At 63.4% G+C, this 11869-nt stretch carries 9 protein-coding genes; 2 read left to right on the top strand and 7 right to left on the bottom strand.

Annotated features, from left to right (window positions below):
* Positions 1 to 135 precede the first annotated feature (135 nt).
* Positions 136 to 672 carry a hypothetical protein gene (locus XI08_RS38120; protein ID WP_271578357.1) on the top strand — a complete coding sequence of 179 codons (537 nt, stop codon included), beginning with the start codon at positions 136 to 138 and terminating at the stop codon, positions 670 to 672.
* 611 nt (positions 673 to 1283) lie between these two features.
* Here XI08_RS38120 and XI08_RS38115 read toward each other — a convergent pair.
* Both XI08_RS38115 and lepA read right to left on the bottom strand, forming a co-directional pair.
* Positions 1284 to 3482 (bottom strand): ABC transporter substrate-binding protein, encoded by a 2199-nt coding sequence (locus tag XI08_RS38115; RefSeq protein WP_271578356.1) that lies wholly within the window; start codon positions 3480 to 3482, stop codon positions 1284 to 1286.
* Between the two features lie 691 nt (positions 3483 to 4173).
* Positions 4174 to 5985, bottom strand: coding sequence for a translation elongation factor 4 (lepA, locus tag XI08_RS38110; RefSeq protein WP_271578355.1), 1812 nt, complete (start codon positions 5983 to 5985; stop codon positions 4174 to 4176).
* Positions 5986 to 6099: 114 nt separating this feature from the next.
* On the opposite strand from lepA, the gene XI08_RS38105 reads away from it, so the two are divergent.
* On the top strand, positions 6100 to 7725 hold the full coding sequence (locus XI08_RS38105) for a glycosyltransferase family 39 protein (RefSeq protein WP_271578354.1): 1626 nt from the start codon (positions 6100 to 6102) through the stop codon (positions 7723 to 7725).
* 115 nt (positions 7726 to 7840) lie between these two features.
* Here the strand turns inward: XI08_RS38105 and XI08_RS38100 are convergent, their stop codons facing one another.
* The 5 genes from XI08_RS38100 to XI08_RS38080 all read right to left on the bottom strand — a co-directional run bounded on the left by XI08_RS38100 (position 7841) and on the right by XI08_RS38080 (position 11834).
* Positions 7841 to 8158, bottom strand: coding sequence for an HPr family phosphocarrier protein (locus XI08_RS38100; RefSeq protein WP_271578353.1), 318 nt, complete (start codon positions 8156 to 8158; stop codon positions 7841 to 7843).
* Positions 8155 to 8556, bottom strand: coding sequence for a PTS sugar transporter subunit IIA (locus tag XI08_RS38095; RefSeq protein WP_011090868.1), 402 nt, complete (start codon positions 8554 to 8556; stop codon positions 8155 to 8157). The genes XI08_RS38100 and XI08_RS38095 overlap by 4 nt, the downstream gene beginning before the upstream one ends.
* 133 nt (positions 8557 to 8689) lie before the next feature.
* Positions 8690 to 9214: an HPr kinase/phosphorylase gene (locus XI08_RS38090; protein WP_027547511.1), complete on the bottom strand. Its 525-nt coding sequence runs from the start codon at positions 9212 to 9214 to the stop codon at positions 8690 to 8692.
* On the bottom strand, positions 9211 to 11016 hold the full coding sequence (locus tag XI08_RS38085) for a sensor histidine kinase (protein ID WP_027547510.1): 1806 nt from the start codon (positions 11014 to 11016) through the stop codon (positions 9211 to 9213). Before XI08_RS38085 ends, XI08_RS38090 begins: the two co-directional genes overlap by 4 nt.
* A 116-nt stretch (positions 11017 to 11132) precedes the next feature.
* Positions 11133 to 11834 (bottom strand): response regulator transcription factor, encoded by a 702-nt coding sequence (locus tag XI08_RS38080; protein WP_008542552.1) that lies wholly within the window; start codon positions 11832 to 11834, stop codon positions 11133 to 11135.
* Between the last annotated feature and the right edge of the window lie 35 nt (positions 11835 to 11869).

Raw genomic sequence — 11869 nt, 5'->3', positions numbered from 1 at the left:
AGCGGTGGACGCCAAGTTGGATCGGCGTCGGGTTTGCCCCTGACAGCCGACATGACACGCGCTCAATCGACCTTCGGCTAAGGGCCAGAAGTGGACATTCCCGCTTAGAACCTGAGTGTGCTAGCCTAAGGCACCATGGCCACACCTGTCGAAGCAGTAAAAACCTACATCTTGGCCAAGGACGGCAACCGACCGTTCTTGATGAGGCAGGCGTTCTCTGAAGACATTGCACTCGAAATGGTGGTCAAGACCGACGCCATTTCGTTCCCCAGCACGGCTTCCGGCTTGAACGCCGTAGAAGAACTTTTGGTGCGTCGTTTTAATGTCGAATACGAGAACATCTACACATTCTGCCTATCCCAGCCTTCCGAGACTGACCGAGCGCGCTTTCAGTGCCATTGGTTGGTAGGGATGTCCGCTAAGGCGACCGGGCAACCGTTGCGAGTTGGATGCGGACGTTACGACTGGCATTTCAATGAGCACGGAAAAGTGGCGAGGCTGGTAATCACCATAGAAGTCATGAAAATCTTATCAGGCGCCGAACTCGATGGCGTGATGTGCTGGCTATCTTCGCTTCCCTATCCGTGGTGCAGTCCGTCTCAGGCTCTCCTGTCATTTCCTCGGCAGCACGACCTGCGCGAGGTTGAAGCCTACTTGAAGCAGGCTCAGTAATCTTCGCGGTCGAACCACGATTGGCCAATAGGGCTGACGTCCCGAAGTTGAAGCTCGGTTGGCGATGGGCCGTTTGTCCGCTTCGGGTCAAAACGGGAAAAACTCAACTCGAGCAAATTCAGTCCGCTAAGCCCCATTGAACGGACCTCAAGGGAGGATGATCCTCCCCGTTGAAGAGACGCCGGCCAGGTCAAGAGATGTCCCCGCCAAGTCACGAACAGGGCATCGGCGGGGCCAAAATGCCTCGCGTTGACCATGATTCCGAGCGTACATTCGCCCAATCTGGGCGATGGTAGGGCAGTTGCAGTGGCGGCTCAGTCCCACAAGACCGCAGAAGAGGAGTACGAGGCGCAAGTACGCGTCCTCGTTCGTATTGTTTCAATCTGCACTTTGGGGCTTTTCGCTTTCGCCGCGGGCCTGCTGATAGGGACCTTTCTATTTTCGTAATCGAACATGAATGACCGGCCCTTCGGGCGTTCTGTTTGATTTGGGCTTCAGGACGCAGTCACACTGCCGACCAGCACTGCGGGCTTGTCCGCGATGGGCCAGATCTGGCTCATGCTGCGAATTTCAACAAGGTGCGGCGGGCCGGCGAGGTCTCCACGCTTGCCTCACACGGCATAACGCCGGTAGAGCACGACGATGATGGCGAGCACCGTCCCGGCATAAATGACCTGCGCTACGTGATCCAAGACAACAGCGACGCGCTTTCGGCCGGCATCCCGAAGTTTTTCATGTTGGTAGCCCGCCAATATCGTCATCAGGCATAGTACGAAGAAGATGTAGAACATCTCTTCGACCACCACCGTGTATCCGACATCACCGATCTGACTGTTCACCGCCACGAGCAGCACCGCGCTCGCCAGGATCGAGGTCACTGGAATGGTCACGCGTTCACGAAACATGGTTTCGGGAAAGAACAGCGTGGCGAATACGACGAGCACGAGCAGAAACATCGGCAGCAGGTTCTTCAGCATGTAGATGGCGGAGCTGCGGCGCAGCATGACGGTCGCATCGAAGCCTGCGAATTCCGTCATTGCCTCGGCACCAAACAAGGATGCCTTTCCGAGCGTCGATCCGCTGGCCAAGGATTCGACGAAATAGTTCAGTCCGAGAAATCGCCAGAGCGGAAGTCCGGAATAGGCCCCGTCCTCGGCCCGCGAGCTTCCGTCGTCGGCGAGGCGCAAGCCGAACCGATCGATGACATAGGTGATGAGCTCCCGCCGCTGTTCCGTGTTCTGGAAATGTAGACGCAATTGCTGCGTGTCGAATGGATAGTCGTGGAGATCGAAACGGGCCCTGAAATCGCCGTTGATGCGATAGAGCCGATAGCTCAGGCCGTCTTCCTTTCCTGCCTGCATCGGCCGGGCTGGATCGAATGCCCCGCGATCCAGCAAGGCCGGAAATTCGACGTGCGTCTGCGCCTCGTCGTCGCCAGCGAACCGCATCCAAAGATAGAAGTCGACGTTGAACGAATTTTGCTTCACGTCGACCCGGCTGACGCGAATGATGTCGATGCCGGTATAAACGACGCGCTGAATCCAGTAGCGCCGATCCTCGAACGCGATGACATGGCCCTTCTCCTGTTCCGCGGCGAGATCGATTCCATCAGGCTGATCGATGCGCACGAGTTGCAGCGGCGCCGTGACGAACCGGCCGTAACGGAAGAAACCCATTCGGATCGGGCGCGGAATGTCGCGGTTCGCGTTGAAATAGAGCCGCCCCGTCAGCCCGACGACCGCCGATTTCGGACTGTCGATCGCGGCCAGTGCGACGCGCACACGGTCGCGATCTGCAACCTTGCTGTCGGATGGTTTCTGAATCCCCTGCCCCATAAACCGGCGATGTACGGCAGCTCGTTTCAGCGCATCGATCATCAGGCGCGCGGCGTCATACGCGCCGCCGGCAACCCAGCTTGGCGAGGTTCCCGCTTTCGCTTTGTAGTCGACGGCAAAGGCCTGCGCCGCCACGCCTGCGCTGTCGAACATCAGCGACGAAGCGGCATACAGATTTTCGCTGAAGAATCCTGGATGCGCTTTTTCCTCGGGCTCGTTGGCGAAATTCTGCAAATAGCTTTCGCGGGCCGCGCCTTGGGATGCGATGATCGTTCCCTTGATGCCGTGGCGGCGCAGCGCCTTGATGATGTCCGGGCTGAAATCGGGTGCCGCGCCGACGACGATAACGCCGGGTCCTGGCTCCTGCGCGGCAGCTTCTAGCGTCCCATCCATCGATCCGATCTGACCGGCTGCGACGTCCAGTCCGAACACGTGCAACTGCTCCGTCGGATAGGCCGCCGCAAATCCACGCTCAAAACTCTTGCCGTAGGAATCGCGCGTGTGAACAAGACGGACTTTCGGCTCCTTCATCACGGCGCGCAGATGTTCCGCCACCGAGCGCGCCTGCGCGGAGACCGGCGCCAACGCACGAAAATAGTAATCATTGGTGAATGTCAGATCGTCGGCAGCCGCGCTTCCCGTGAGCGCCGGAATCCGCGCATCCTTGTATACCGGCGCTGCCGCGAGCGAAGTGGAGCTGAGATAATGGCCGAGCACAGCGACGCATGGGCTGTCGGCGATCGCCTGCGCATTCGCGCGCGCCACGGCTGGATCGCTTGCGTCGTCGAACAGAACGAGTTCAATGAGCCGTCCGTTGACGCCACCCTTGGCGTTCACCTCGTCGATTGCAAGCTGCGTCGCGACCAGGCTTTCCGTCCCGGCCGGGGCGGACGGGCCAGAGAGCGAATTGGCGAACGCGATGCGAATAGGCTCCGGGTGGGTCCAGAGGATGGCGGCCCAGGCGACGGCGAGCACCAGGGCGACGCCCGCAACAACGGCAAGCCACATTCTAAGCCGCGGCTTCATCGTCGATCCTCGCATCGATCGGCATAAGCCGAGATTCTCCAGATCGAGGCCTCACTCAGGCCGAGATTGCCGCCGCTGAGAGCGTTTTTCAACCCCGCCCCATCGCCACCGGCGAGATCTACGACCACTCAAAGCGGATGACGGAAAAGCGCTTGGCAGGTCGGTTGACGGGCAAGGAGCCGACGTAAGCCGTCACCGACGTGATGCGTGGATATCGAAATCAGAGGCTGCCAATCGGCCGGCGGTCGAGATGGTGTGTCCTGATGGACGCCCATCTCACACCCGCTGCCACGATGCCATCATGCCCCTGTTTTGCCCGACGGGTCAAACGGATTTCGTAAAATCGAAATCTCGAAAAAGCCCAATGCCGGCAAGGGGCCGGCTACTGTGCATGGGGTTGTTTTCGCGGTTTTTGTTGTCCGGTCGCAAAAGCCTCGGACCGGACCGATCTCGTCACGAAATCTGGTCCTGGCTTCGTCGTCATGGCCGGGCTTGACCCGGCCATCCACGGCTTCTCAGCGGCACCAGGAACGTGGATGCCCGGGCCTTCGCCTCGCCGAAGGGGCTTCGGCCCCGCAGGCGGGACGAGCCCGGGCATGACGGCGGCTGATGTATCCGTGAAAGCCCGGGCCCGTTCGCCTCAGCTATCCACCTTCAGCGCGGCAATGAAGGCTTCCTGCGGAATGTCGACCTTGCCGAACTGCCGCATCTTCTTCTTGCCTTCCTTCTGCTTCTCCAGAAGCTTGCGCTTACGCGTGATGTCGCCGCCGTAGCACTTCGCGGTGACGTCCTTGCGCAGCGCGCGCACCGTCTCGCGGGCGATCACCTTGCCGCCGATCGCCGCCTGGATCGGGATCTGGAACATATGCGGCGGGATCAGCTCCTTCATCTTCTCGACCATGGCGCGGCCGCGGCCTTCCGCGCGGGTGCGGTGGACCAGCATCGAGAGCGCGTCCACCGGCTCGGCATTGACCAGGATCTGCATCTTGACGAGGTCGGCCGGCTTGTAGTCGGTGAGATGATAGTCGAACGAGGCGTAGCCCTTGGAGACCGATTTCAGGCGGTCGTAGAAGTCGAACACGACCTCGTTGAGCGGCAGATCGTATTTCACCATCGCGCGGGCGCCGACATAGGTCAGCTCCTTCTGCGCGCCGCGGCGGTCCTGGCACAGCTTCAGCACGCTGCCGAGATATTCGTCCGGGGTGAGGATCGTCGCCTCGATCCAGGGCTCCTGGATCTCCTCGATCTTGACCACGTCGGGCATGTCGACGGGATTGTGGATCTCGAGCTCGGTGCCGTCGGTCAGCTTCATCTTGTAGATGACGCTCGGCGCGGTCGCGATCAGGTTGAGATCGAATTCGCGCGACAGCCGCTCCTGGATGATCTCCAGATGCAACAGGCCGAGGAAGCCGCAGCGGAAGCCGAAGCCGAGCGCGGCCGAGGTCTCCATCTCGAACGAGAAGCTGGCGTCGTTGAGACGCAGCTTGCCCATCGCGGCGCGCAGCGTCTCGAAATCGTCGGCGTCGACCGGGAACAGGCCGCAGAACACCACCGGGATCGCCGGCTTGAAGCCCGGCAGCATTTCGGTGACCGGCTTCCTGTCGTCGGTGATGGTGTCGCCGACGCGGGTGTCGGCGACTTCCTTGATCGCGGCGGTGATGAAGCCGATCTCGCCGGGGCCGAGCTCGTCGACCTGCGTCATCTTCGGCGTGAAGAAGCCGACGCGCTCGACGTCGTAGGCGGCGCCCGTGCCCATCATGCGGACGCGGCTACCCTTCTTCATGACGCCGTCGACGACGCGGATCAGCACGACCACGCCGAGATAGACGTCGTACCAGCTGTCGACCAGCAGCGCCTTCAAGGTCGCGTCGCGGTCGCCCTTCGGCGGCGGCAGGCGGGTGACGATCGCTTCCAGCACGTCGGGAACGCCGAGGCCGGTCTTGGCCGAGATCATCACGGCGTCGGAGGCGTCGATGCCGATGACGTCCTCGATCTGCTGCTTGACCTTCTCGGGCTCGGCGGCCGGAAGATCGACCTTGTTCAGGACCGGAACGATCTCGTGATTGTTGTCGAGCGCCTGGTAGACGTTGGCGAGCGTCTGCGCTTCGACGCCCTGGCTGGCGTCGACCACCAGCAGGGAACCCTCGCAGGCCGCCAGCGACCGCGAGACTTCGTAGGCGAAGTCGACATGGCCGGGCGTGTCCATCAGGTTGAAGATGTAGTCCTTGCCGTCCTTGGCGCGGTAGACGAGCCGGACCGTCTGCGCCTTGATGGTGATGCCGCGCTCGCGCTCGATGTCCATGGAATCGAGCACCTGCTCCTTGCCCGCCATTTCGCGGTCGGTCAGGCCGCCGGTCATCTGGATCAGGCGGTCGGCCAGCGTCGATTTGCCATGGTCGATATGGGCGACGATGGAGAAATTGCGGATGTTGGAAATGGGGACGGTCGTCATGGGCGCGGGATACCACTCACATCCCCGTGCGGCAACCATATTGCTGTATTTTCAGGGCCTTTCTTCACGCCAAGCTGATTCCACGGTGGCCCAAAACGCGCTACGCAACGGCTGATGTCGACGACCTCAATCCCATCTGCCCGAGCCCGCGCGAAGACCCGGGTGAGTTTCAACCGCTTCCGGGCCTGGCTGGTTGCCAGCGCGGTCCGGCCGGAGGCCCGCCTGTGGCTGGTGATCCAGCTCGCGATCCTGCATGCGGTGCTCTGGACCTTCATCCTGATCAATCTCAAGGCAGCGCAGGACGTTCACATGGACGTCGCGGAAGCCTATGGCTGGGGCCAGAAATTCCTCTGGGGGTACGGCAAGCACCCGCCGCTGTCGGGCTGGATCGCCGGTCTCTGGTTCAAGGCGTTCCCGGCGACGGACTGGGCGACCTATGCGCTCGCCATGACGACGGTCGGCGTCGGCATGGTGATCTGCTGGCTGCTGAGCTTGCGCGTCGTGGATGCCCGGCGCGCGTTCCTGGTCGTGGTGATGGTCGCGCTCTACCCGATCTTCAATTTCAAGGGCTTCAAGTACAACCCGGACCTGCTCCAGCTCGTCACCCTGCCGCTGCTCGTGCTCGCCTATCTCAACGCCTTCGAGAAACGCAGCTGGCAGTCCGGCATCTGGTTCGGGCTCGCCGCCACGCTGGCGCTGATGACCAAATACTGGGTGCTGACCATGATCGGCGCCATCGGCCTTGCCGCGCTGATCCATCCCGACCGCTTGAAATTCCTGCTGTCGCCGGCGCCGTGGGTGGCGATCGCGACGCTTGTCGTGGCGATGATCCCGCACATCGTGTGGCTGGCGGACGTGCATTTCGTCCCGCTGAGCTATGCCGGCGACACCTACAGCCTCGAGGACGCAGGTCTCGTGCATCAGCTCGTGGCCGGCTACTTCCTGCATAATTTCGCGTTGCTGGCCCTTCCCGTAGCGCTCGCTGCGCTCGCCATGGCGCTGGTGCCGCATTGGTTCAGGCTGCTTTTGCGCGCGCCCTTGCGCATCGTCAAGCGCGCCTGGGCGCGTGGTCCCAATCCGGGGGTCAATTTTTCGCAGGCGCTGAATGTCTGGATCATCCAGACCATCGTCGCCGTCGGCCCGCCGCTCGGCGCGCTCGCCTTCAGCATCTACATGAAGACCGATTGGGGCATCTCGCTGTTCTTCCTGGTGCCCCTGGCGCTGGTCGCGATCCCGACGCTGCGGGTGCAGAGCGCGACCCTGGTCAACATCGCCGCGATCTGGCTCGTGCTGAGCGTCGCGACGCTCGCCGCCTCGCCCTGGATCGCCGCGCGCGAGATGGCCGCCAATGCCGGCAACACCGCGACCTATGGCGCGCGCTCGGACCTCGCACGCGAGCTGACGCAGGCCTGGCACGCGCGCTTCGCCTCGCGCTGGGCGGTTGTCGCCGGCACCATGGAATCGATCCAGCCGATGGTGTTCTACAGCCCGGACCACCCGGTCGCGCTCGTGCCGATCGAAGCCTGGGATTCCGGGCTGATCTCGCGCGATGACGTCAAGACATACGGCTTCATCGGCGTGTTCGATCCGGCCGACGGCCGCCTGCCGGCGTTCGAGAAATGGGTGTCGGAGACCGCGCCGAACGCCGAGCGCATGGTGATGACGACGCGCCGCTTCACCCATGGCAAGGCCGGCCCGTCGATGAGCTGGAACATCTACATCGCGCCGCCGGGGAAGTGACCGAAGGTCATTCCGGGGCGATGCGCAGCATCGAACCCGGAATCTCGAGATTCTCAGGTGCGCAATTGCGCACCATAGTTCGATGCTGCGCATCGCCCCGGAATGACAATCGGGCCTAAATCCCTTCCTCGTTGAACTTGCTTTCAACGAGCTCGGTGATCGCCGCGAGCGCGGCGTCGGCATCGTCACCCGCCGCAGCGACCGTGATCGTCGTGCCGGGTCCTGCGGCGAGCATCATCAGGCCCATGATCGAGGTGCCGCCGACGGTCTCGCCGGCGCGCGTCACCCACACCTGCGCGTTGAAGCGCTCGACCGCCTGGACGAACTTCGCCGAGGCGCGGGCGTGCAGGCCGCGCTTGTTGATGATCAGAAGCTCCTTCGAGATCGCGCCCGCGGGCACGCCCGTCCCGGCTTGCGGCGCGTCGTCGCTCATTTGCCGGCGAGCACGCGGCTGGCGATGGTGACGTATTTGCGACCCGCTTCCTGGGCCATCGCGATCGCGTCGGGCAGCGCGCGTTCCTCGCGCACCTTGGCGAGCTTCACCAGCATGGGAAGGTTGATGCCCGCGAGCACTTCGACCTTCGGCCGGCTCATGCAGGATATTGCCAGGTTGGATGGCGTGCCGCCGAACATGTCGGTGAGGATCGCAACGCCGTCGCCGGAATCGACGCGGTTAACCGCCTCGATGATGTCGCTTCGGCATAGATCGGAATCGTCTTCAGCGCCGATCGTAATCGCTTCGATTTGCTTTTGTGGGCCCATGACATGTTCAAGCGCTGCCTTGAATTCGTCGGCAAGGCGCCCGTGGGTCACAAGTACTAGACCAATCATCGGAAAACTCCTCGCGGGCGCTTTTGGTGCACCGCACGAACGCGCCACTTTGACCATCCAGAGCCCCTGCGCAAGAGGGGATGTTGCGTATCTCCCTGAACTTAGACGGATGGATAAGGGGAGCTGCGCCGGTCTATTCGGTCGCGATAGTGGGGTTCATATGGTTACCATTTCCCTTCAAACAATCGCCTGAGGGATTAACGGAAGATGAACTCTTGGTAGTGGTCAAGGCCGCGACAACCAGTGGGAGGGGCGAATAGTCGCGGCTAACCGGGATTCGCGGTATTTCGACACCTAAAATGCTTGTTTTCAGGGATTCGGCCGGCGGCAGCCGTTCCGCGTCGGCGGCGTCCAGGTCGACCACGAGGCCGACGGTCGCATGCTCCACGAAGTCGCAGCGGCGGATTCCGAGGCCCCGGATTTCGATCAGGCCGGCCAGCGGCGGCGCGGGGCGGACTTCAATTTCATCGCCGACTGTCGCCAGATGGACACGGTCGTCACCGACCAGAACGGCCCTTTCGACCACGCCCGCGCGGCCCGCCATGATCAAATCGAAGGCAAGGCGCGACTTGCCGGAGCCCGACGGGCCGCGGATCAGCACTGCCAGATTCCCGACCTTGACCGCGGAGGCGTGCACGCTGGGCCCGCCGTCGCTCATAGCGCCGGCAACCTCACCACGAAGCGCGCGCCGGCAAACGTCGGCTCGCCGTCGGCGTCCGTGGGGCCGGGGCGGTTCTCCGCCCAGATGCGCCCGCCATGGGCGTCGACGATCTGCTTGGAGATCGACAGGCCGAGCCCGGAGTTCTGGCCAAAGCCCTGATGCGGTCGGTCGGTGTAGAAGCGCTCGAAGATGCGCTCCAGCGCGTCATCGCGGATGCCGGGGCCGTCATCGTCGACCACGATCTCGATCTCGCCGCGCGCGCGGCGGCAGGTGAGGCGCACCTTGTTGCCGGCTTCCGAGAAGGATTGCGCGTTGGAAAGAAGGTTCGAGACCACCTGGCCGAGCCGTGAGTCGTGGCCGGTCACGGCGAACGTGTCGCTTGGCCCGCGGCCCTCGAAGCGCGCCTCGACCGCGACGTCGTGGCCGAGCTTGGTTTCGTTGGCCACGGAGACGAGCGTGCCGAGCAGGCGGCGCAGATCGACAGGAACCGCGTCCTGCCGCTGCAATTCGGCATCGAGCCGGCTGGCGTCGGAGATGTCCGAGATCAGGCGGTCGAGCCGCTTGACGTCGTGCTCGATCACCTCGAGCAGGCGGGCGCGGCTGTTCTCGTTGCGCGCCAGCGGCAGCGTTTCGACCGCGGAGCGCAGCGAGGTCAGCGGGTTCTTCAGCTCGTGCGCAACGTCGGCGGCGAACATCTCGATCGCCTCGATGCGGCTGTAGAGCGCATTGGTCATGTCGCGCAGCGCGCCGGACAGATGGCCGATCTCGTCGCGGCGGCGGGTGAAGTCGGGGATCTCGACACGGGTCTTGATGCGGCGGCGGACGCGCTCGGCGCTGTCGGCGAGGCGGCGCACGGGACCGGCGATCGTGCTGGCGAGCAGCAGCGACAGCATGATCATGACCGCGGCGGCGACGCCGCCGACTTTCAGGATGGCGAGGCGTTCGGCGGTGACCATCTGGTCGATGTCGTCGCCCTGGGTGGACAGCATCAGCGCGCCGTGGATGGCGCGCGAGCGCAGCACGGGGACCGCGACCGAGACGATCACCTCGCCGCGCGGATTGACCCGCACCATCGAGCGCTTCTCGCCATGGAGCGCATCGGCCACTTCCGCATAGCCATTGCCGTTCTCGGGCCCGAGCTCGCGATAGAGCGGCAGGTCGCCGCGGTTCAGCCAGGTCCGCACCGCGACCATGCCGCGCTCGACGATGCCGGGCTTCTCGGCGGAGAGCGACGGCAGGGGCAGGCGCACCACGGTATCGAGGCTGCGGCTGTCGACCAGCAGGCTGCCGTTCGGATCGTAGATGCGGGCGCGCGTCTTGGTCGGCGAGATCAGCGTGCGCAACACCGGCGCCACGCGCTCCGGATTGATCGGAAAATCCAGCGGCGAATAGTCGTCCGATCCGCCATAGGTCTCGCCCGGCTTGAGGTCGAGCAGCCGGTCGGGGTCGATGGTGATGGCGTTGGTCTGCACGGTCGCGGACGCTGCAATCGCGCCGGCGATGATCTCGGCCTGCACCAGGAGGCTCTGCGCGCGCGCGTCGATCAGGCCGGCGCGGAATTGCGACAGGTACAGGATGCTCGCCACCAGCGCGACGAGGCCGGCGAGGTTGAGCGAGACGATGCGGCGGGTCAGGCTCGAGAAGGACAGTGCGAAGAAGAATTGCCCGGCGCGCTTCAGCCAGTTCAGCGGCCGCCAGCCCTGCGCGGCCGGCTTGTCTTCGGCGACGTGCTCCGGAACGCCGTCGGATGCGATATCCTCGGCGCTCTGGTTCGGGTCAGGCTGCGTTCGGTCCAGCAATGCTTACGCCCGCGTTAGGACAGCTCGTGCGAAGGTCCCCGCATCCTAGAGCCATCCCGGTCCCGATGGAACGAGAACCGGCAATGCTCCGGACATTCGTGAAGGCGCCTGCTGCCTCAGGCTTCCTTGAAACGATAGCCGACGCCGTACAGCGTCTCGATCATCTCGAACTCGTTGTCGACCACCTTGAACTTCTTGCGCAGCCGCTTGATGTGGCTGTCGATGGTGCGGTCGTCGACATAGACCTGATCGTCATAGGCGGCGTCCATCAGCGCATTGCGGCTCTTCACCACGCCGGGCCGGGTCGCGAGCGCCTGGAGGATCAGGAATTCGGTGACGGTCAGCGTCACCGGCTCGTTCTTCCAGGTGCAGGTATGGCGTTCGGGATCCATGCGCAAAAGGCCGCGGTCGAGCGCCTTGGCGTCGTTCTCCTTCGGTGCGACGGTCGGGTCCTTCGGCGCCGAGCGGCGCAGCACCGCCTTGACGCGCTCGACCAGCAGCCGCTGCGAAAATGGTTTGCGGATGAAATCGTCGGCGCCCATCTTGAGGCCGAACAGCTCGTCGATCTCTTCGTCCTTGGAGGTCAGGAAGATCACCGGCAGGTCGGACTTCTGCCTGAGACGGCGCAGCGTCTCCATGCCGTCCATGCGCGGCATCTTGATGTCGAGGATGGCAAGGTCCGGTTGGGTGGTGCGAAAACCGTCGAGCGCGGAGGCGCCGTCGGTGTAGGTCATGATGCGGTAGCCTTCGGCTTCCAGCGCGATCGAGACGGATGTGAGAATATTGCGGTCGTCGTCGACCAAAGCGATTGTGGGCATGAGCCTCTGCTTTCTGCTTTCCGTTTGGGTCGTGG

It is taken from the genome of Bradyrhizobium sp. CCBAU 11361 (assembly GCF_028128935.1).
GTDB lineage: Bacteria > Pseudomonadota > Alphaproteobacteria > Rhizobiales > Xanthobacteraceae > Bradyrhizobium > Bradyrhizobium niftali.
The sequence above is the reverse complement of the archived record's forward strand: the minus strand, read 5'-3'. Positions and strand labels throughout refer to the sequence as shown.